The following is a 21,795-nucleotide window of genomic DNA, read 5'->3' on the forward strand; positions in this document are numbered from 1 at the left end:
GTTTGTTGCGCAACAAATTACTTCTGTGCTCAACGCCTTTATCCATACCGATGAACAAATTAATGAATATTTTTTGTCAAACTGCACAGAAGTGTTTTGAAACAGCGTTTCCATTTTCCTTTTAGATAAAATTCAGCGTATAATGCGCGCCAATTGTCTCTTGAATGGTTTCAGCACATTGACCTGTAAAACTCAACGACTACAAAACTCACCTTCCCGTTGGGCTGAAACGCAAGCACATATTCCTCTGCACGCTCTTTCGATGTCACCTATCCTTAGAGCGAGACATCACCACTTTCGTAACTCAGGTTTAGCTTCCCGTCCGTGCGCGATGGGAGCCAGATTTCCCAATCCTTCTCAACTTAAAGACTAAGACTGTCATGAAAAAGACGAAAATTGTTTGCACCATCGGTCCGAAAACCGAATCCGAAGAGATGTTAACCAAAATGCTGGACGCGGGCATGAACGTCATGCGTCTGAACTTCTCTCATGGCGATTACGCAGAACACGGTCAGCGCATCAAGAATTTGCGCAACGTGATGAGCAAAACCGGCAAAAAAGCTGCCATTCTGCTCGACACCAAAGGTCCGGAAATTCGTACCATTAAACTGGAAGGCGGCAACGACGTTTCTCTGAAAGCAGGCCAGACCTTCACCTTCACCACCGACAAATCCGTTGTCGGCAACAGCGAAATCGTTGCTGTGACTTATGAAGGCTTCACGAAAGACTTGTCCGTTGGCAACACTGTACTGGTTGACGACGGCCTGATCGGCATGGAAGTTACCGCTATCGAAGGTAACAAAGTTATCTGTAAGGTGCTGAACAACGGCGACCTGGGCGAAAACAAAGGCGTTAACCTGCCGGGCGTTTCTATCGCGCTGCCAGCACTGGCTGAAAAAGACAAACAGGACCTGATTTTCGGTTGCGAACAGGGCGTTGACTTCGTTGCGGCATCCTTTATCCGTAAACGTTCTGACGTGGTTGAAATCCGCGAGCACCTGAAGGCGCACGGCGGCGAAAACATCCAGATCATCTCCAAAATCGAAAACCAGGAAGGCCTGAACAACTTCGACGAAATCCTCGAAGCCTCTGACGGCATCATGGTTGCTCGTGGCGACATGGGCGTTGAGATCCCGGTTGAAGAAGTTATCTTCGCGCAGAAGATGATCATCGAGAAATGTATCCGCGCACGTAAAGTCGTTATCACTGCGACCCAGATGCTGGACTCCATGATCAAAAATCCGCGCCCTACCCGCGCTGAAGCTGGCGACGTAGCTAACGCCATCCTCGACGGCACTGATGCAGTCATGCTGTCTGGCGAATCCGCAAAAGGTAAATACCCGCTGGAAGCGGTCACCATCATGGCGACCATCTGCGAACGTACCGACCGTGTAATGACCAGCCGTCTGGATTTCAACAACGACAGCCGTAAACTGCGCATCACCGAAGCCGTTTGCCGTGGCGCGGTTGAAACTGCAGAAAAACTGGATGCTCCGCTGATCGTGGTTGCAACCCAGGGCGGTAAATCTGCTCGTGCAGTGCGTAAATACTTCCCGGATGCCACCATCCTGGCGCTGACCACCAACGAAACTACCGCGCGTCAACTGGTGCTGAGCAAAGGCGTTGTGGCTCAGGTTGTCAAAGAAATCAGCTCTACCGATGATTTCTACCGTCTGGGCAAAGAAGTTGCTCTGGAGAGCGGTCTGGCGCAGAAAGGTGACGTTGTGGTTATGGTTTCTGGCGCGCTGGTTCCAAGCGGCACGACCAACACTGCATCCGTTCACGTACTGTAATAATTCCACCGCGAATTAATTTGCTTAAAAAAGCGCCCTCGTGGCGCTTTTTTTATTTTATCGATAGCCACAATTAATAAAAAATCAAATCGGATTTCACTATCCAATCCGTGATTATCTAAGATGAATCCGATGGAAGCTTTCTGTTTTCACTCGGTTTTTTAGCCGTTTTTGCACAATTCGATGCTTCTTTGAGCGAACGATCAAAAATAAGTGCATTCCCATCAAAAAAATATTCTCAACATAAAAAAGTTTGTGTAATACTTGTAACGCTACATGGAGATTAACTCAATCTAGAGGGTATTAATAATGAATCGTACTAAACTGGTACTGGGCGCGGTAATCCTGGGTTCTACTCTGCTGGCAGGTTGCTCCAGCAACGCTAAAATCGATCAGCTGTCTTCTGACGTTCAGACTCTGAACGCTAAAGTTGACCAGCTGAGCAACGACGTGAACGCAATGCGTTCCGACGTTCAGGCTGCTAAAGATGACGCAGCTCGCGCTAACCAGCGTCTGGACAACGCAGCTACTAAATACCGCAAGTAATAGTAACTGTGTAATAAAAATGGCGCACATTGTGCGCCATTTTTTTTGCTCTGAATTTCTCGTTCCCTGTTATTGCGTAGCGCGTACCTCTGCATTCTCTCCCGGCACACCATTCTGCGCAGACTTCACGTCACTCCCGCTGGTAACAACCGATGCTTGCCCGGCTGTCACAGTGACCGGATAACCCGCGCGACGATACAACGCGCGTTCCACCAGGCTGTTATCCACCGCTTTGTCATCTTTAAACTGGGTAAAACCAGCTGGTAGCACATACGGCATAGTCTGGACGTTTTGTTCCTCTTCGGGCGACAACGGCCGATGCACCTCGACATAGCGCATGCCGTTCGGCTCAATCGAATATTTTATCGGCTCATTAATCACCCTGACCGGCGTTCCTGTTCGAACCTGAGCAAACAATGCCTTGATGTCCGGCGCGTTCATGCGAATACATCCCGAGCTCACTCGCAGGCCGACGCTGTCCGGCGCGCTGGTGCCATGGATCAGGTATTCACCGTTTCCATGCGCCAGACGCAATGCAAAGCGTCCTAACGGGTTATTTGGCCCGGCTGGCACAACCGGAGGCAATGTGATGCCGCGCTCCAGAGAGCGTTTACGGATGCCTGCTGTAGGGGTCCAGGTTGGATTCGGTATTTTTTGCCCTACCCGGGTTTCCATTACCGGAGTTTCCAGTCCCTGTAAACCAATACCGATCGGGAATACCTGAACGATATTCTCTCCCGGCGGGTAGTAATACAGACGTAGTTCCGCCAGATTCACAATAATACCTTCGCGTGGCGCATCGGGCAGCAGTAGCTGCGAGGGAATAGTAATCAGGGTTCCGGGTTTGGGAACAGGGGCAATAGTATTATTCGCTTCGAGGATCAGCATTGCGGCGGTATCAAACTTACGGGCAATCGCCTGTAGGTTTTTATCGCCTTCCTGCACGGTGTAAGTTTGATTTTGCCCAACAAGACGGCTGTTCGCCTGGGGCAACGGATAATCAACCGCCCATGCGGCCTGAATAGCGCTGTAAGCGCCGATTAGCATTAAGGTAATAACAGACGCGCGTTTCATACTCACTCACCCCCCTGGCGTTCCTGCCGGACGGCGGCGAGCGCCAGATCCGGCTTACGAGTCACAGCGTTGCCTTACACGACATTTTCAAGTCGGTCTGAACGTTGACGTGTTTTATCAGTTTAGCTAAGAGTTGCGGCTTTGGCGCGGATAGCCCGAATCATTGCCTCCAGCCCCTGTGAACGAGATGGTGTGAGATGCTGTGCGAGCGCCATTTTTTCAAACCACGGACGCACATCAAAATTCACAATATCCTGGGCCGTCATACGGTCATACAGAATGAAGACCACGGCGATAAGCCCTTTCACAATTGCCGCATCGCTGTCGCCCTGTAGTTCAATAATCCCTTCAGCATTCTGACGCATTACGATCCATACCTGACTTTGACATCCCTGAATGCTATTTTCGGGGCAGTGTTCATCGGCGTTTAATTCCGGCAAACGCTGACCCAGTTCAATGATGTACAGGTATTTCTCTTCCCAATTAGCGCAACGCAGAAAATTACGCAACAACTTTTCTTTATCCGGTAGCGCAGCCATAACGCCTCCCTGTTATCCCAGTAAGTGATGAATACGCTTGAGACCTGTCACCAGGCGATCCACTTCTTCATGGGTGTTGTACATGGCAATCGACGCCCGACACATGGCGGGAACGTTATAGTAGGCCATCAGTGGCATAGCGCAGTGATGCCCCGTCCGCACGGCGATCCCATAGTTATCGAGAAAACTCCCGACGTCATAGGCGTGATGTTTGCCGAGGTTAAAGGCAATCACCCCCAGGCGGTTATCCGGTCCGTAAAGCGTCAAATCCGGCACATCCGCCAGCTGTTCCAACGCATAGCGCATCATGAACTGTTCATATTCGCTGATTTCAGTAAGCCCCAGCGCTGAAACATACTCAATAGCGGCACCAAGCCCGATAATTCCCCCGGTGTTAGGTGTTCCGGCTTCAAAACGCCACGGCGCTTTGGCCCACGTGGTTCCCTGGCTCAGGCTCACGGTCGCAATCATCGAACCGCCGCCTTCCCATGGCGGCATTTCCTGCAGCAGCGACTCTCTGGCATACAGAACGCCAATACCGGTTGGCCCGTAGAGCTTGTGTCCGGAGAAAACATAAAAGTCGCAATCCAGCGCCTGGACATCCACTTGATGATGCATAACCGCCTGTGCGCCATCCACCAGTACTTTCGCGCCGTATTGATGCGCCAGCGCAATCATCTCACCCAGCGGGTTTTCGGTACCCAGTACGTTTGAAACGTGGGTAATTGCCAGCAGTTGCGTACGCTCATCGAACAGCGCAGGCAACACTTCCAGTTGCAACGTGCCATCGGCATTGAGCGGAATGACCCGCAGTTCTGCGCCCACGCGGGCGCACAGCATTTGCCAGGGAACAATATTGGCATGGTGCTCCATTTCGCTGATGATGATGTTATCGCCAGCCCTGACATTACTGTTGCCCCAACTGTTCGCCACCAGGTTAATGCCTTCCGTGGTACCGCGAACGAACACCAGCTCTTCAGCCGAGCGGGCGTTAATAAACAGCGACGCGAGCTTGCGCACATTCTCCATTTTTTCCGTGGCCTGCGCGCTTAGCGTATGAATACCACGGTGAACCGCCGCATAGCCGTGACGATAAAACTCGGCTTCGGCATCAATCACCTGATTAGGCTTTTGCGCGCTGGCGGCGCTGTCCAGATAAGCCAGCGGTAAACCGTTCACTTCACGCGTCAGGACCGGAAAATCAGCCCGCACTTTTTCAATGGGAAATGTCATGCTACGCCTCCCGGCAAGCGGTGAGCGATCCGCGCCAGTACCAGTTGTTTCAGCGTTTCGTCGCGCAGGGCTTCCGTTAGCTCAGCGGCAAACGCATAGAGAATCATCTGTTGAGCATCCTGCTGACCGATCCCGCGCGAACGCAGGTAGAACATTTGTTCGTCGTCAATCCGCCCTACCGTCGCCCCGTGACTGCATTTCACGTCATCGGCGTAAATTTCAAGCTGTGGTTTGGTGTCCACTTCCGCCAGTTTTCCGAGCAGTAAATTATTGTTGGTCATCTGACCGTCGGTTTTAATAGCGTGTTGAGCGACGTTGATCAGGCCATTGAACACCGCCCGCCCCTTATCGCTGACAATCGTTTTATGCAGTTGGCGGCTGTTGCAATAACCTTTGTTGTGCGCAAGCCAGGTTCGGGTATCGCAGACTTCATTTTTCACCGGCATCGCCAGGCTGTTAAGGCGCAGCGTGGTATTTTCGCCATTAAGCTGGGTACTGGTGTTATGGCGTAACACTGCATCACCCAGCAAGAAACTTTGGCTGACCGCCGAGGCATCTGCACTTAACTGAATATCATTATGGGCAAAGTGGTGGCTGAGTGGATTCTCAAACGCCAGTTTAATGTGGTGCAAATGCGCATTCGCCGCGACGTTCATCGTTAAGCGCGCACCGGTAAAATGACGAAGCTCGCTGAGACTGACATAATGCTCAATAACGGTGGCTTCTGCGCCTTCCGCCAGCTCCAGATGGTGGCGATAGTGCGCCGTATTTACCTCATCGCCCGTCAGTCCCTGGGTAATGTGCAGCAACAGCAGCGGTTTCGCTGGTCGCTGGTTACGCTTGACCAAAATGTGCGTTACGCTGCGGGACAGGCTTTCGGTCAGGTGCAGGAATACTTCCGGCTGGATAGCCGCAGGCAACATCTGACGCTCATCATCAACGGTAATATCAAAGCCGCTACCTTCCACGCTGTCGCTGAGTGTTGGACAAAATTGCCCGTCGACAAACACCAACCGTACCGCATCAATCGCCGGGGCTAACGCGTCACACTGGGCTGGCGTTATTGCGGAGATATTGCTAACGAACCGGCTGTTGGTTAATCCCTCCAGCGGCGTGTATTTCCAGTCCTCATGCTTACGCGTTGGCAGCCCCAGACGCAGCATCTGGTGCAGATGCTGTTGCGCATAGTGCGAACGGGTCTCCTCTTGGGTCTCAAACAGATGGTGCCACTGTTGCAGCACGTTACTGCTGTTCGCTAAGCCAGCCATATCCTTGCTCCTCCAGTTGTTTGACCAGCGTGAAATCGCCGGACTTTACAATTCGCCCCTGGTAGAGAACGTGAACATAATCGGGTTTGATATAGTCCAGGATGCGCTGATAGTGAGTGACGATAATGAATGAACGTTTCCCGTCGCGCAGCGAGTTCACGCCATCGGCGACGATTTTCAGCGCATCAATATCCAGCCCGGAATCTGATTCATCAAGAATGCACAGCTGAGGCTCCAGCACCGCCATTTGCAGAATGTCATTCCGCTTTTTCTCGCCGCCGGAGAACCCGACATTTACCGAGCGCGTCAGTAAGTCTTCCGGCATTTTCAGCAGCGCTATTTTTTCTTCCATCAGATCCTGGAAGTCGAACCTGTCCAGCGACTCCTCACCACGGTAACTGCGCACCGCATTCAGCGCCGTTTGCAGGAAAAACTGATTACTGACGCCGGGAATTTCTACCGGATACTGAAATGCCATAAAGATCCCTTCACCGGCCCGATCCTCTGGCGACAGTTCCAGTAAATCCTTACCATTAAATTCAACCGTCCCGCCAGTGACTTCGTAGTCTTCACGTCCGGCGAGCGTGGCAGACAGCGTACTTTTCCCGGAACCGTTCGGCCCCATAATGGCGTGGACTTCCCCTGGGCGAATCTCAAGGCTCAACCCACGCAGGATCGCCTTATCTTCGACACTGACCTGTAAATCTTTGATGCTTAACATGTGCTTTCCTTAAATTTTAACCGACGCTGTGTTCAAGGCTGATGGCGAGAAGTTTTTGCGCTTCCACGGCAAATTCCAGCGGCAGTTCAGAGAACACGTCTTTACAGAAACCGTTGACGATCATCGAAATGGCATCCTCTTCGCTGATGCCGCGTTGCAGACAGTAAAACAGCTGGTCTTCACCGATGCGTGACGTCGTGGCTTCGTGCTCAAGTTGGGCGCTGTTGTTTCGACACTCGACATACGGGAAGGTATGCGCCCCGCAGTCCGCCCCGATCAACATGGAGTCGCATTGGGTATAGTTACGGGCGTTGGTGGCGGTCGGCATGATTTTTACCAGGCCGCGATAGCTGTTCTGACTCTGACCGGCGGAGATCCCTTTCGAGATGATGGTCGATTTGGTGTTCTTGCCAATGTGGATCATCTTGGTGCCGGTATCGGCCTGCTGGTGTCCGCTGGTCAGCGCGACGGAGTAGAATTCCCCGATGGAGTTATCGCCGCGCAGGATGCAGCTTGGGTATTTCCAGGTAATGGCCGAGCCGGTTTCCGATTGCGTCCACGACATTTTGCTGTTTTCGCCTTCGCACAGCGCACGCTTGGTGACGAAGTTCAAAATGCCACCGGTATTACCATCACCGGGGAACCAGTTTTGCACCGTCGAGTATTTCACTTCAGCATCTTTGTGGATGATGACTTCCACTACCGCCGCATGCAGCTGGTAGCTGTCGCGTACCGGAGCCGAACAACCTTCGATATAACTGACGTAGCTGCCCTCATCCGCAATCAGAATAGTGCGTTCAAACTGCCCGGTCTTTTCGGCATTAATCCGGAAGTAGGTCGAGAGTTCCATGGGACAACGCACGCCTTTCGGCACATAAATAAAGGTGCCATCAGATGCCACTGCGGCATTTAGCGCGGCGAAGAAATTATCATTACCCGGAACGACGGTTCCCAGATACTGTTTCACCAGCTCGGGATGGTCATGAATCGCCTCGCCGAACGAACAGAAAATAATGCCCTGTTCCGCCAGCTTGTCACGGTAGGTTGTCGCCACCGACACCGAGTCAAAAATGGCATCAACCGCTACCTCTTTTCCTTCACGGACCGGTACGCCAAGCTGCGCAAACGCGTCTTCTACCTCTTTGCTTAAAAAAGCATTCGCCCCCGTTTGCTGAACAGCCCCTGGTTCAGAAGCACAGGTTTCATCACAATTGCCACAGGACGGCGCAGAGTAATAGCTGTAATCCTGATAATTCAGCTTGTCGTAGTGCGCTTTGAGCCAGTGCGGCTCTTCCATGGTGAGCCAAGCGTTAAAGGCATTCAGGCGAAACTCCAGCATCCAGTCGGGTTCATTACGTTTTGCCGAAATCGCGCGCACAACGTCTTCATTGATCCCTTTTGCCAGCTCATCGGTTTGCAGTTGGGTGAAGAAGCCCTCTTTATAATTGAGGTGCCCGCCAGCCCAGGTGTTGACATCATCAGTTGCTTCAGTATTACGAGACATAGTACCGCCTATACCCCAAAACTTTCGCCACAGCCGCATTCGTTCTGGGCTTTCGGGTTATGAAATTTAAATAACTGATTTAATCCTTCGCGAACGAAATCGACTTCCGTCCCGTCGATAAACGGCATCGCCTGTAACGGCACATAAAGTCTGGCGCCTTCCGTTTCAAACAGCAGATCGTCTTTTTCCGGCTCACGGACGGTGTCCAGCACGTAGCCGAATCCTGCGCATCCGGTTTGTTTCACACCTAAACGCACGCCCAACATGTCGGGTTGTTTTGCCACCAGTTCACGGATGTGCTCCGCAGCTGCTGGTGTTAACGTCAAACCACGCCATGCGAAATCGTCCGGGTTAAATGTTCCTGAATGCAATTCCATAAGGTTACCTCGAGTCATTAGCTTTCAAGCTATAACACCATGTTAGTGATAATGATTATCACTTCAACCCCTTAACAGCAGGGGCATTCGGGTTAATCGCCCTTTTTGGCTACTTTTAATAAGCATAGACCCTGCAGCGCGGGTTATCAGAGATGGATTATTTTGTTCAATGCTTTGATTAATAATGGATTATGAAAATCCAATCGTTCAGGCAGGTCAAACATCAAAAGATGTATAGATAATGTCTATTTAAGGAATAGGTCTGAGTTTTTACAGAGATGAAAACGGTTCAAAAAGCATGCAAATAACAAAAAACCCTTAAGTCTGCTTGCTGGCAGGCTTAAGGGTTCCGGCCCCATCCGGCGCTTATCTCCGGCACTCGCAATGGCTTAGCTCTTGAAGGGGCATAAGAATAATCTCACTCCCGGATAAGTTTTGTTTAACACAAATTGCGGTTTGATTATTTTTTGAGCGCAGTCAAGGACATAATTAGCGCGTAGTTTCACTAATTGCATCTAACAACAGGCGTAACCCAGCTGGCTGATGCTCACGAGAAAGATACAACCCGTATATTGGCAGGCGTTTAGGCTGCAGCTCTGGCAGTAACCGAACTAACTTTCCCTGCGCCAACCCTTCTCGCGCTTCCGGCTCCGGTACCAGCGCAATGCCCATACCCGCCAGCGCCGACTCACAGAGCAGCGAAGAGATCCCGGCGCTCAAATTCCCTTTAATTGCAACAGAAACCGTCTGCCCTTGTGCATCGAGAAAGTGCCAGGATTTTCCGGCAAAGCCGCTGTAATAGAGGCAGTTATGCTGCGTAAGATCGTCGAGAGTTTCAGGAGTGCCATGTTGGTGCAGATAATCGACAGACGCACACAGCACGGATTCACAGTCCCCCAATCGACGGGCGATGGTCCCTGGCTCGGGGTTATCCGTAATGCGGATCGCCACATCGATGCGTTCCCCAACAAGACTTACCGGCTGATTATTGATCTCAACTTCAATACGCAGCTGCGGATACCGCGCCATAAACGTTGGCAGAACCGGAGCAAGAATATGCATCGCGGTATAATGCGCGCACGCGACACGTAGCGTACCGGAAGGTATCTGCGCGGCACTGGCGGCAGCAATATCCAGTGACAGTTGCGCCAAAGAACGCGTTTTCACTAACGCCTTTTCTCCCGCTGGCGTGATCGTCAGGCGACGCGACGACCGGTGGATAAGCCTTGCCCCCGCCCATTTTTCCATTTCGTCGAGGTAACGACTAACCATCGGTCTGGAAAGCCCCAGCGCACGCGCGGCGGCGCTTAAGCTACCCAAATCACAGATATGGTTAAATACCGTTGCCGCCATCACCCTGTCCATAGCACCCCATCCGATCGTTTTAAGAAACTCAGCATACCCTGATACAGGAATTCTAACAGATGCAAATTTCCTTAAAATACGTGAACTATCAAAAGACAATTTCCTGCATAAGGTTACCTGGTATGAAAGTTAAAACTCTGGCCCTGCTGTTACCTCTGTTCTCCTCTTCTGTCTTCGCCGCTCCGTTACAACTGGACGTCTATAACCCGCAGGATAAGGCTATTTTCCCGGTCTCCTCGACGCTGGTTTCGGGACCGAAAGAGGCGATTTTGTTTGACGCGCAGTTCAGCACCAAAGATGGCGAACAACTGGTACAGATGATTCACGCCAGCGGTAAAACGCTTAAAGCCATCGTAATCACCTCCGGCGACCCGGATTTCTACTTTGGTCTGCAGCCCATCGTCAGCGCCTTCCCGCAGGTAAAAGTGCTGGCAACACCGCATGTGGTAGAGCACATCCGCGCCACGAAAGAGGCCAAACTGCAGTTCTGGGGGCCGCAAATGAAGGACGGCGCGCCAACCTCACTCACCGTGCCGCAAGCCACTACACAAACGCATTTCACTGTTGATGGCGAAACGCTGGAACTCCGCCATCCCAACGATTATGCGGCGTATGTCTGGATCCCAGCGAACCGCGCAATCATTGGTGGTACCGGCGTGGCTTCGGGTATTCATGTGTGGACGGCGGATACGCAGTCTGCTGAACAGCGTTCCGCGTGGCGCAATGTGTTAAGCGAGATGCAGAACTTACAGCCTGCTCAGGTGGTCCCGGGGCATTACATTGGCGAACGCCCGACAGACGATAAAGCGATTCGCTTCACCCGGGACTATTTGCAGTCATTTGAGCAGGCGTTAAGCGCGAATAAAGGATCAGCTTACGTGATTAAAACCATGACGGCGGCATGGCCAGGTCTGGCGGATGCCAGCTCTCTGGAGCTAAGTGCGAAGGTTAATACCGGTGAGATGAAGTGGTAAACAAGATTTAACGCTAAAAATAACCCCGAACGCGTGTCGGGGTTTCATTACGATAAGCATACCGGAATCAATGAACGCCCATGCGCCAGGCAAAATAGATCTCTTCTTTCAGTTCAGTTGAAGAGAGCGTCAATAAATCCGCAAACTCCAGCTCAAGTTGTTTCAATCTTTTCAGGTACTGAGCTGGTGAAAGATCGGTTTTATCACGACGTAAAAACTCTATTGCCAGTTGGGCCGGGTCTAATTGGGTAGACATATCATCCTCGCTTGTGTTCAAAACCTGCACAGTATAACACCATTCACTGTGCAGATAATGACCAAAAGCAATATGCATCACAAAATTGCGGTCGTCAGACGCGATGTGCAGCACAACCGCCCTTGCTCATCGAAGATTTCGATTTGCCATACCTGATGGCGAGAGCCGGTATGGATCGCGCTACACACGCCTCTGACACGCCCTTCCCGCGCAGATCGAACATGGTTGGCATTAACCTCAAGACCCACCACTTTTTGCTCCCCCTGAGTGCACAGGTAGCCAGCCACCGAACCGATGCTTTCCGCCAACACCACCGACGCACCGCCATGTAGTAAACCAAAAGGTTGTTTGGTGCGATGGTCCACCGGCATAGTGGCTTCCAGGGTATCGTCGCCAATATGTTCAAAGCGAATGTCGAGCAACCCCACCATATTTCCTTCACCCATGGCATTTAGCGCCTCAAGAGTGACTTCACGTTTCCAGATCATCCTATAATCTCCAGCAGTGCCTGTAATGGATGGCGAACGCCCGTGCCTTCAACGCGTTTAACCTGGCTACGACAGGAATATCCGGTAGCCAGACACCGATTTCGCGGCAGTCGTTGCAACGCCTGGTGCCATGATAGCTCATAGATCCCCAGCGAGTTCTGGTGATTTTTAACTTCGTGCCCATAAGTGCCAGCCATGCCGCAGCATCCTACACTGACGTTCTCCAGCCTGGCGCCAAAACGGGCAAAAATAGCCGCCCACTGCGCAGGCGCGCCCGGCAGGGCCGTCACTTCGGTACAATGTCCAAAGAAATACCACGCCTCACCGGCAACAGCGACTGGCTGCTGTGACGCCACAACGGTTGATAACCATTCGTTGACCAGCAATACATGGAAATCCCCCCGCTGTTCTCCGAGCGCCAACTTGTATTCATCGCGATAACAGAGCACCAGCGCCGGATCAACGCCCACCATCGGAATGTTCAGTTTCGCCACCCGGTTGAGAAACTCGGATGTCTTTTTCGCTGTTTTGGCAAAACGGTTTAAAAAGCCTTTAATGTGCTGCGCTTTGCCGTTTGGCGAGAACGGCAGCAGTACCGGCTGTAAGCCCAGTTTTTCTACCAGACGGATAAAATCAGCCACCACCTGCGCATCGTAATAGCTGGTGAACGGATCCTGTACCACCAGCACCGTGCGGGCTTTTTGCTCAGGGCTGAGTAATTCGAGCTGCTCCAGCGTCATGTTGGCAGAACGATGACCAACCAACTGACGTTGCAGCGACGGCGCAGACAACAACGGTAAATCCACCATACCGATGTGCTTTTTAGCCAGATTACGCACCAGCGGCTGATTGATGAAAAAGTTAAACGTTTTGGGGGCTCGCGCCATGAGCGGCGCATAGCTCTCGACGGTCGCCACCATATGATCGCGCAACGGTCGCAGATAACGCGTGTGATACAGTTGCAGGAAGCGCGAGCGGAACTCCGGTACATCAATTTTAATGGGGCACTGCGTAGAACAGGCTTTACACGCCAGACAGCCAGACATCGCCTCTTTAACTTCATGCGAGAAATCGTATTCGCCTTTGCGGGCATGCCAACTATTGCGGGTGCGGGCAATCAGCGTGCGTAAACTGGCGCGTTTTTCCGGTAGCTCTTTTTCCAGTTGAACTGGGTCAATTCCGCGATCGGCCAACAAACGCAGCCATTCACGTACCAGCGTGGCACGGCCTTTCGGCGAGTGGATACGGTTGAGGCTGATTTTCATCGACGGGCACATGGGGCTTTTCGCATCAAAGTTAAAGCATAACCCGTTGCCGTTACACTCCATTGCCCCGCGCCACTCTTGCCGCACCGCCAGTGGGATCTGTCGGTCGTAAGTCCCGCGCTTGACGGCATCCACTTTCATCATCGGCGCGTCAACGTCTTCCGGTGGACAGATTTTCCCCGGGTTCAGTCGGTTTTGCGGATCAAATACCGACTTCACTTTGCGCAATTCGCGATACAGTTCCTCTCCGAAGAACGCCGGACTGTATTCTGCACGAAAACCTTTCCCGTGCTCGCCCCACAGCAGACCGCCATATTTTGCCGTCAGCGCGACAACATCGTCAGAAATGCGTTTCATCAGCACTTCCTGCTGCGGGTCGCACATATCCAGCGCCGGCCTGACGTGCAGCACCCCGGCATCCACGTGACCAAACATGCCATAACTCAGACCGTGGCTGTCGAGCAGCGCACGGAACTCGGCAATATAGTCCGCCAGATGCTCCGGCGGAACGCAGGTATCTTCGGCGAACGGAATCGGCTTCGCGGCACCTTTCGCATTCCCCAGCAAACCAACGGCTTTTTTACGCATGGCGTAAATACGCTCCACGCCCGCGAGTTCGGTACACAGTTGCCAACCAATGACACCGGCTTCCTGACGGGCAATTAACCCATCCAGACGTTCACACAGCGCACTAACCTGAGCATCGATCAATGCTTCATCGTCACCCGCAAATTCGACGATATTCAGGCCCAACATTTCTTTATCCGGCACATCGGTAATCAATTCACTTACCGAATGCCAGACGATATCTTCCCGCGCCAGATTAAGCACTTTGGAGTCAACGGTTTCAACCGACAGTGCGCGCGCCTCCACCATGACCGGGGCGTTACGCAATGCTGAATCAAACGAATCATACTTGACGTTGACCAACTGCCTGACTTTGGGCAACGGCGTGATATCCAGGCGGGCTTCGGTAATAAACGCCAGCGTACCTTCAGAGCCGGTAAGAATGCGGGTTAAATCAAACTCGGTCATCTCGTCGTTGAAGACGTGCCGGAGATCGTAACCGGTTAAGAAGCGATTAAGTTTGGGGAATTTGTCAAGAATAAGCTGCCGGTTATCGCGACACCGCTCATACACCGTCTTATAGATGCGACCAATAGTGGTATTGCTGTTGCCCAGCGTTTGGGCGAGTTCGACCGGCATTGGCTGAGTATCAAGAATATCGCCGCCCATCAGCACCGCGCGGATACCCAGCACGTGATCGGAGGTTTTACCGTAAACCAATGAACCTTGTCCGGATGCGTCGGTATTGATCATCCCGCCCAGCGTTGCCCGGTTGCTGGTGGATAATTCCGGGGCAAAGAAATAGCCGTAAGGCTTCAGAAACTGGTTGAGCTGATCTTTGATTACCCCGGCTTCGACCCGCACCCAACCTTCCTGCGGGTTGATTTCAATAATGCGACTCATATAGCGGGACATATCAACAATAATGCCCTGATTCAGCGCCTGACCGTTCGTGCCGGTTCCGCCGCCGCGCGGGGTAAAAATTAACGACGAAAAAAGAGGTTCAGCCGCCAGACGGGCGATCAGCGCCACATCTGCCGTTGAACGCGGGAAAACCACAGCATCAGGAAGCAGCTGATAGATACTGTTATCCGTCGACATTGTCAGCCGATCGGCATAGCTCGTTGCCGTATCGCCCGTGAATCCTTGCTGCTCCAGCGCCTGCAAAAAATTGAGCACCAGTTGAACGACACCTGGCGCCTGAGAAATTTGTGGAATCATTATAGTGACCCTTTCCTGCGGTCTGTGTTGTGAATTTAATCGTTTGCGTGTTGCTTTGCTTGTTGTATCACATTTTTTTCTAATACGCTCAGCAGATTTACAGGCAGAATCCGCCTGTTCAAAACCGCTGAAATTGCTCATCATTACAGGGTGTGATTTAAGTGTTCACGTCGCGTCAACGTTCTGACGCAAAGACAAAGGTGAAAAGTATTTATGGTAAATTTTCGTCAGCCCAGGGATATTGCACAAGTGCTGCTAACGGTGCTGTTTTTAGCCATCATGATTGTGGCCTGTCTCTGGATTGTGCAGCCCTTTATCCTTGGTTTTGCATGGGCGGGTACGGTGGTCATCGCAACCTGGCCTATCCTGTTACGCTTGCAAAAACTACTGTGGGGACGCCGTTCACTGGCGGTGCTGGTAATGACCCTGCTGTTGGTACTGTTGTTCATCATTCCTATCGCGCTGCTGGTTAATAGCATTGTTGATGGCAGCGGACCGTTGATCCATGCCGTCACCGCTGGCGATATGACGCTTCCGGATCTGGCGTGGTTGAACAGTATTCCGTTGGTGGGAGCCAAAATGTATGGCGCATGGCACAGCCTGCTGGATATGGGCGGCGCGGCCATTATGGCCAAAGTTCGGCCTTATATTGGCGCCACAACCACCTGGTTTGTCGGTCAGGCTGCGCATATTGGCCGCTTTATGATGCATTGTGGCCTGATGCTGCTGTTCAGCGCCCTGCTGTACTGGCGCGGTGAGCAGGTGGCGTTAGGGATCCGTCATTTCGCGTGTCGTCTGGCATCCAAACGCGGTGATGCCGCCATTCTGCTGGCGGCGCAGGCCATTCGTGCAGTTGCGTTAGGTGTTGTGGTTACGGCTCTGGTGCAGGCGGTCCTCGGCGGCATTGGTCTGGCGGTAACCGGCGTGCCGTATGCGACGCTGCTGGCAGTATTAATGATCCTCTCCTGCCTGGTACAACTGGGGCCGCTACCGGTGCTGGTCCCGGCCATTATCTGGCTGTACTGGACCGGAGATTCAACCTGGGGCACCGTACTGCTGGTGTGGAGCGGCGTGGTTGGAACGCTGGATAACGTCATTCGGCCAATGCTGATTCGTATGGGGGCCGATTTGCCGCTGATCCTTATCCTTTCCGGAGTCATCGGCGGATTAATCGCATTCGGCATGATTGGTCTGTTTATCGGCCCGGTAGTCCTGGCCGTGTCCTGGCGTCTGTTCTCAGCCTGGGTGAATGAAGCACCTGCGCCGGGGAGCGATCCAGATGAACTCCTCGCCGAAATAGAAAGCAACAAGTAACCCAACGTCAGGCGGCATTGCCGCCTGATTGTTTAGCAGTGTTAATCTATTTCACCCTGGTACTGAGTTAAACCGAACGGTACCCTCCCCGAAGCACTCATTTATGTCGCAAATTCTTTACATTTTTTAAACTATTGAGATGAATCTGATCGACGCGAAAAATCTGTATGCCTACTATTAGCTCAAGGCTGTAGATCAACACATTGATTTATAAGCATGGAATTCCCCTGAGTGAAACAACGAATTGCTGTGTGTAGTCTTTGCCCATCTCCCACGATGGGCTTTTTTTTTGTCCTTCACGCCCCTCTCCACTCGGCTGGTTGTAAAACACAGCACCTCTTCCCCGCTATCCAACAAATAATATTGCACAAAATACTGTGACTCTCTTCAAGCCGAAATATCCACAGCAATGTTATTACTATTCCACCGTCTTTTATGAGGTAATCAAATAATGAACGCATTAGAACTGCAGGCTATCCGCCATATTTTTGCTATGACGGTGGAGGAAAGCGCTATGTATATCTCGTGTGATAATAATGTTGTCGCATGGCAGCAATGGGAAAATGGCGAAAAGGAAATCCCGGATGACATCGCACACATTTGTCAAGAAATGAAAGCCAGGCGGAAAGTAAGAATTAATGCAGTTATCGACAAAATAAACAATCGTATCGGTAATAACACCATGCGCTTTTTCCCCGACCTGAACTCATTTCAGGCGGTTTATCATCACAACGATTTCCTCGACTGGAAAATCTATCAATCGGCTGCTGTTGAACTCTATGCTCACGACCTTGAGCGTTTGTGTTAAGTGTTACAACGCCATACCGATTTAGCCTATTCGCTGAGTAACATATTATGAAAAACACCTATTTCTCCACTGCGATAGGGCTGTACTTTAATTACCTGGTCCACGGCATGGGGGTCATCCTGATAAGCCTCAATATGTCTTCACTGGAACACCAGTGGCAAACCAATGCCGCGGGTGTCTCGATTGTTATTTCCTCACTGGGCATCGGTCGTTTAAGTGTCTTATTAATGGCAGGCATGCTCTCCGATCGCTATGGCCGCCGACCGTTTATTATTTTCGGCATGATCTGCTACCTGATTTTCTTTGTTGGCATCATCAATACTCATAGCATTTTTATCGCCTATGCATTTGGCTTTCTGGCGGGAATGGCCAATAGTTTTCTCGATGCCGGAACCTATCCCAGCCTGATGGAGGCGTTTCCCCGCTCACCCAGTACAGCCAATATATTAATAAAAGCCTTCGTCTCCAGCGGCCAGTTTCTGCTTCCCATGATTATCAGTTTGTTGGTGTGGGCCGAGCTTTGGTTTGGCTGGTCCTTTCTGCTGGCGGCAGCCATTATGATACTCAACGGCGTGTTTTTGTTTCGCTGTCGTTTCCCGACGCATCCAGGGCGTCAAACCTCCACCAGGGCATTACCTGCTCAACGGGAAATCCACCAATCTGAACATCGTTGCTCGATTCTCGATCTTGCCAGTTACACCCTGTATGGCTACATCGCCATGGCGACATTTTATCTGGTAAGCCAGTGGCTGGCGCAGTACGGACAGTTTGTCGCTGGCATGTCCTATACGTTATCTATCAAATTGTTAAGCATTTACACCTGCGGCTCTTTGTTGTGTGTATTGATTACTGCGCCACTGGCGCGCAAAGCGGAACGCGCGACATCGTTGTTGATGCTGTACACATTTATTTCATTTATTGCGCTGCTGATAGTTTGCCTGCATCCGACACCCTACGTGGTTATCGCGTTTGCGTTTGTCATTGGGTTTTCTTCAGCCGGAGGCGTGGTGCAAATCGGTTTAACGCTGATGGCGGCACGCTTTCCACATGCGAAGGGTAAAGCGACCGGCATTTACTACAGCGCAGGCAGCATTGCGACTTTCACCATTCCGCTGATTACAGCCAGGATCTCAGAGACCAGCATTGCTCATATCATGTGGTTTGATACTGGTATAGCCGCTGTCGGTTTTCTGTTGGCACTGTTTATTGGTTATCGCAGCCGCAGCGCCTTAAAGCATCAACTAAAAATGGCGACGGTCGCAAAATAATGGAGATGCAATATTGTTCCTCTCCTCTGCAACATAATTGACTGCACTATTAAAATATCAGCAAAAATTCATCAGGAAGAATTAAATTCACAGTTTACGATGCAAAATACCTGGTAAGTTAAACGCCATGCTATGTAGGTTCTATGACTACTGAACGGTATATTAATCACAAGGTCGCCGAAATTTAAAAATATCGACAAGTACGGAACAATTTTAAAATCCGCAAGGAGTTGTGAAAATGTCTCAAAATAAGACCTTTAACACGCCATTTCTTCTGGCGATAACCTGTATTTATTTAAGTTATTTCCTACACGGTATTAGCGTCATTACGCTGGCGCAAAATATGACGTCTCTCGCAGAAAAATTCTCCACAGACAATGCCGGGATTGCCTATTTAATTTCTGGCATTGGTCTGGGACGACTGGTGAGCATTTTATTCTTTGGGGTGCTCTCAGATAAGTTTGGTCGCAAGGCGATTATCCTGCTAGGCGCTATTCTGTATATGCTGTTCTTCTTCGGCATTCCCGCTAGTCCTAATCTGATGATTGCCTTTATTCTGGCCGTTTGCGTTGGTGTGGCTAACTCGGCGCTGGATACCGGCGGCTATCCGGCGTTAATGGAATGCTTCCCCAAAGCATCAGGATCGGCGGTTATCCTGGTTAAAGCGATGGTCTCGTTCGGACAGATGATCTACCCCATTGTCGTCAGCACCATGCTGCTCAACCATATCTGGTACGGCTATGCGGTCGTTATTCCAGGAGTACTGTTCGTCGTTATCACCCTGATGCTGTTAAAAAGCCGCTTTCCCAGCCAGATGGTGGATGCCGGTATCGCCAAAGAGCTGCCACAGATGCACAGCAAACCATTGGTTTGGCTGGAAGGTGTCGCTTCCGTGATGTTTGGTGTCGCGGCGTTTTCAACCTTTTACGTCATCGTGGTCTGGATGCCGAAATACGCAATGGCATTTGCCGGCATGGCGGAAGCCGACGCCCTGAAAACCATCTCTTACTACAGTATGGGTTCGTTGGTCTGCGTATTTATTTTTGCCGCCCTGCTGAAGAAAATGGTTCGACCGATATGGGCAAATGTGTTTAACGCCGGGCTGGCAACCATCACCGCAGCGGTCATCTATTTATATCCCTCTCCGCTGGTGTGTAACGCCGGTTCATTTCTGATTGGGTTCTCTGCCGCTGGCGGTATTTTACAGCTTGGCGTCTCAGTGATGTCAGAGTTTTTCCCCAGGAGTAAAGCCAAAGTCACCAGCGTTTATATGATGATGGGTGGCGTAGCCAATTTTATTATCCCACTAATCACCGGATACCTTTCTAACATTGGCCTGCAGTACATCATTTTGCTGGACTTTGCATTTGCTCTGCTGGCCTTCATCACCGCCATCATCGTCTTTATTCGTTACTACCGCGTATTTGCTATCCCCAAAAATGATGTGCGGTTGGGCGAGCGTTATTTTCAATAAATTGTTTAGAAGGAGTATCAAATGGACGTAACTGCTAAATATGAACTGATTGGTTTAATGGCCTACCCTATCAGACATAGTCTGTCACCAGAAATGCAAAACAAGGCATTAGAAAAAGCGGGACTACCTTTTACCTACATGGCATTTGAAGTCGATAACTCAACGTTTGCTAACGCGATTGCCGGCTTAAAAGCCTTAAAAATGCGCGGCACCGGGGTTTCAATGCCCAACAAGCAACTGGCCTGTGAATATGTTGATGAATTGACCCCTGCAGCCAAACTGGTCGGCGCGATTAATACCATCGTTAATGATGATGGTTACCTGCGCGGTTACAATACTGATGGTACTGGTCATATTCGCGCCATTAAAGAAAGCGGCTTCGATATTAAAGGTAAAACCATGGTACTGTTGGGCGCAGGTGGCGCGTCTACGGCTATTGGCGCGCAGGCGGCGATTGAAGGCATCAAAGAAATTAAGCTGTTTAACCGTAAAGATGAGTTCTTTGCTAAAGCGCAGGCGTTCGCCAAACGCGTTAATGAAAACACCGATTGCGTTGTGACCGTTATCGATCTCGCCGATCGACAGGCTTTTGCTGACGCGTTGGCCAGCGCGGATATTTTGACCAACGGCACAAAAGTCGGCATGAAGCCGCTGGAAAACGAATCTCTCGTGACCGACGTTTCCCTGCTGCGCCCGGATCTGCTGGTAACCGAATGCGTTTATAATCCGCATATGACCAAATTATTGCAACAGGCGCAACTTGCGGGTTGCAAAACAATTGATGGTTACGGCATGTTGTTATGGCAAGGGGCTGAACAATTCAAACTCTGGACCGGGAAAGATTTCCCACTGGAGTATGTGAAACAGGTTATGGGTTTTGCAGCCTGACGGGCACGCATTTGTAATATATTTAAAGGGTAATCAATGAAAACCGTAACCGTAAGAAACCTCGTCATTGGCGAGGGTGCGCCGAAGATCATTGTCTCGCTGATGGGTAAAGACATCCCCACGGTAAAAAGCGAAGCGCTGGCCTATCGCGAAGCGGATTTCGACATTCTGGAATGGCGCGTTGACCATTTCAGCGATGTCTCTTCCACAGATGCCGTGCTGGAAGCGGCTCGCACCATCCGCGATGTGATAGCGGACAAACCGCTACTTTTCACTTTCCGCAGCGCCAAAGAAGGCGGTGAACAGGCACTGTCTGTCGAAAGCTATATTGCACTTAACCGTGCAGCAGTAGACAGCGGTCTGGTGGATATGATCGACCTGGAACTTTTCACCGGTGATGAGCAGGTTAGAGCGACCGTCGAACATGCCCACGCGAAAAATGTCAGCGTGATTATGTCGAATCATGATTTCCATAAGACGCCAGCCGCGGAGGAGATCATCCAGCGTCTGCGTAAAATGCAGGAACTTGGCGCGGATATTCCTAAAATCGCCCTGATGCCGCAAAACAAAACGGATGTGCTGACATTGTTGGGCGCTACGCTGGAAATGCATGAGCGCTATGCGGACCGGCCGATAATTACCATGTCGATGGCTAAAACTGGGGTGATTTCACGTCTCTCCGGCGAGGTTTTCGGTTCAGCAGCCACCTTTGGAGCAGTGAAAAAAGCGTCTGCCCCGGGACAAATTTCGGTCGCCGATCTACGTACTGTATTAACGATATTGCATCAGGCTTAATAACAGAATATATCCACATTACAATTAGCAATGCCCTGCCCCAGATATTCGCTTAAC

The 21,795-nt window shown here is 51.1% G+C and carries 21 protein-coding genes and 1 other RNA gene; 11 read left to right on the plus strand and 11 right to left on the minus strand.

From position 1 onward, the window contains the following. The first annotated feature begins 178 nt into the window (after positions 1-178). The 3 genes from ynhH (at position 179) to lpp (ending at position 2,339) form a co-directional block, all read left to right on the plus strand. Complete coding sequence (gene ynhH / locus FDX14_RS25470) at positions 179-373, plus strand: protein YnhH (protein ID WP_249357174.1); 195 nt, start codon at positions 179-181, stop codon at positions 371-373. A gap of 7 nt (positions 374-380) precedes the next feature. After that, positions 381-1,793, plus strand: coding sequence for a pyruvate kinase PykF (gene pykF, locus FDX14_RS16150; RefSeq protein WP_006684766.1), 1,413 nt, complete (start codon positions 381-383; stop codon positions 1,791-1,793). Positions 1,794-2,102: 309 nt separating this feature from the next. Further along, positions 2,103-2,339 carry a murein lipoprotein Lpp gene (gene lpp, locus FDX14_RS16155; RefSeq protein WP_003029373.1) on the plus strand — a complete coding sequence of 79 codons (237 nt, stop codon included), beginning with the start codon at positions 2,103-2,105 and terminating at the stop codon, positions 2,337-2,339. A gap of 69 nt (positions 2,340-2,408) precedes the next feature. Here lpp and ldtE read toward each other — a convergent pair whose 3' ends face one another. The 8 genes from ldtE to FDX14_RS16195 all read right to left on the minus strand — a co-directional run bounded on the left by ldtE (position 2,409) and on the right by FDX14_RS16195 (position 10,420). Next, a complete protein-coding gene (gene ldtE, locus FDX14_RS16160; protein ID WP_137349891.1) occupies positions 2,409-3,413 on the minus strand; it encodes a L,D-transpeptidase LdtE in 1,005 nt (334 codons plus the stop codon). Positions 3,414-3,535: 122 nt separating this feature from the next. Then, a complete protein-coding gene (sufE, locus tag FDX14_RS16165; protein ID WP_042308753.1) occupies positions 3,536-3,952 on the minus strand; it encodes a cysteine desulfuration protein SufE in 417 nt (138 codons plus the stop codon). Between the two features lie 12 nt (positions 3,953-3,964). Continuing rightward, on the minus strand, positions 3,965-5,185 hold the full coding sequence (gene sufS / locus FDX14_RS16170; protein WP_079224402.1) for a cysteine desulfurase SufS: 1,221 nt from the start codon (positions 5,183-5,185) through the stop codon (positions 3,965-3,967). After that, the gene (gene sufD / locus FDX14_RS16175; RefSeq protein WP_061381438.1) at positions 5,182-6,453 is read right to left on the minus strand and encodes a Fe-S cluster assembly protein SufD; all 1,272 of its coding nucleotides are present in this window, start codon (positions 6,451-6,453) and stop codon (positions 5,182-5,184) included. The genes sufS and sufD overlap by 4 nt, the downstream gene beginning before the upstream one ends. Continuing rightward, the gene (sufC, locus tag FDX14_RS16180; protein WP_038640264.1) at positions 6,428-7,174 is read right to left on the minus strand and encodes a Fe-S cluster assembly ATPase SufC; all 747 of its coding nucleotides are present in this window, start codon (positions 7,172-7,174) and stop codon (positions 6,428-6,430) included. Before sufC ends, sufD begins: the two co-directional genes overlap by 26 nt. 16 nt (positions 7,175-7,190) lie before the next feature. Further along, positions 7,191-8,678, minus strand: a complete 1,488-nt coding sequence (sufB, locus tag FDX14_RS16185; protein ID WP_038640262.1) for a Fe-S cluster assembly protein SufB — start codon at positions 8,676-8,678, stop codon at positions 7,191-7,193. A gap of 8 nt (positions 8,679-8,686) precedes the next feature. Beyond that, a complete protein-coding gene (sufA, locus tag FDX14_RS16190; protein WP_137349835.1) occupies positions 8,687-9,055 on the minus strand; it encodes a Fe-S cluster assembly scaffold SufA in 369 nt (122 codons plus the stop codon). A 489-nt stretch (positions 9,056-9,544) separates the two neighbouring features. After that, on the minus strand, positions 9,545-10,420 hold the full coding sequence (locus FDX14_RS16195) for a LysR family transcriptional regulator (RefSeq protein WP_137349836.1): 876 nt from the start codon (positions 10,418-10,420) through the stop codon (positions 9,545-9,547). Positions 10,421-10,542: 122 nt separating this feature from the next. Between FDX14_RS16195 and FDX14_RS16200 the strand changes: the two genes are divergently transcribed. After that, positions 10,543-11,394: a Vmh family MBL fold metallo-hydrolase gene (locus FDX14_RS16200; RefSeq protein WP_042308764.1), complete on the plus strand. Its 852-nt coding sequence runs from the start codon at positions 10,543-10,545 to the stop codon at positions 11,392-11,394. A 67-nt stretch (positions 11,395-11,461) separates the two neighbouring features. On the opposite strand, the gene FDX14_RS16205 is transcribed toward FDX14_RS16200, so the two are convergent. The 3 genes from FDX14_RS16205 to ydiJ all read right to left on the minus strand — a co-directional run bounded on the left by FDX14_RS16205 (position 11,462) and on the right by ydiJ (position 15,191). After that, positions 11,462-11,650, minus strand: a complete 189-nt coding sequence (locus FDX14_RS16205) for a YdiH family protein (protein WP_029139522.1) — start codon at positions 11,648-11,650, stop codon at positions 11,462-11,464. Between the two features lie 77 nt (positions 11,651-11,727). Then, positions 11,728-12,138, minus strand: a complete 411-nt coding sequence (gene menI / locus FDX14_RS16210) for a 1,4-dihydroxy-2-naphthoyl-CoA hydrolase (protein WP_042308766.1) — start codon at positions 12,136-12,138, stop codon at positions 11,728-11,730. Further along, complete coding sequence (gene ydiJ / locus FDX14_RS16215) at positions 12,135-15,191, minus strand: D-2-hydroxyglutarate dehydrogenase YdiJ (protein WP_137349837.1); 3,057 nt, start codon at positions 15,189-15,191, stop codon at positions 12,135-12,137. The genes menI and ydiJ overlap by 4 nt, the downstream gene beginning before the upstream one ends. Positions 15,192-15,404: 213 nt before the next feature. Between ydiJ and ydiK the strand changes: the two genes are divergently transcribed. The 7 genes from ydiK (at position 15,405) to aroD (ending at position 21,738) form a co-directional block, all read left to right on the plus strand. Beyond that, entirely contained in the window at positions 15,405-16,505 is a 1,101-nt protein-coding gene (gene ydiK, locus FDX14_RS16220) for an AI-2E family transporter YdiK (protein WP_042308772.1), read from the plus strand. Between the two features lie 184 nt (positions 16,506-16,689). Beyond that, positions 16,690-16,797: antisense sRNA RprA (rprA, locus tag FDX14_RS16225), an RNA gene on the plus strand. Between the two features lie 159 nt (positions 16,798-16,956). Beyond that, positions 16,957-17,313 carry a YdiL family protein gene (locus FDX14_RS16230; protein WP_137349838.1) on the plus strand — a complete coding sequence of 119 codons (357 nt, stop codon included), beginning with the start codon at positions 16,957-16,959 and terminating at the stop codon, positions 17,311-17,313. Positions 17,314-17,360: 47 nt separating this feature from the next. After that, positions 17,361-18,581 carry an MFS transporter gene (locus tag FDX14_RS16235; protein WP_079224421.1) on the plus strand — a complete coding sequence of 407 codons (1,221 nt, stop codon included), beginning with the start codon at positions 17,361-17,363 and terminating at the stop codon, positions 18,579-18,581. A 238-nt stretch (positions 18,582-18,819) separates the two neighbouring features. After that, positions 18,820-20,055 carry an MFS transporter gene (locus tag FDX14_RS16240; protein ID WP_079224424.1) on the plus strand — a complete coding sequence of 412 codons (1,236 nt, stop codon included), beginning with the start codon at positions 18,820-18,822 and terminating at the stop codon, positions 20,053-20,055. 21 nt (positions 20,056-20,076) lie between these two features. After that, positions 20,077-20,943 (plus strand): quinate/shikimate dehydrogenase, encoded by an 867-nt coding sequence (gene ydiB / locus FDX14_RS16245; RefSeq protein WP_042308776.1) that lies wholly within the window; start codon positions 20,077-20,079, stop codon positions 20,941-20,943. Positions 20,944-20,979: 36 nt separating this feature from the next. Continuing rightward, positions 20,980-21,738 (plus strand): type I 3-dehydroquinate dehydratase, encoded by a 759-nt coding sequence (gene aroD, locus FDX14_RS16250; protein ID WP_079224427.1) that lies wholly within the window; start codon positions 20,980-20,982, stop codon positions 21,736-21,738. Positions 21,739-21,795: the final 57 nt, after the last annotated feature.

The organism is Citrobacter sp. wls710 (assembly GCF_005281115.1).
In the GTDB taxonomy this organism is placed as follows: domain Bacteria; phylum Pseudomonadota; class Gammaproteobacteria; order Enterobacterales; family Enterobacteriaceae; genus Citrobacter; species Citrobacter werkmanii.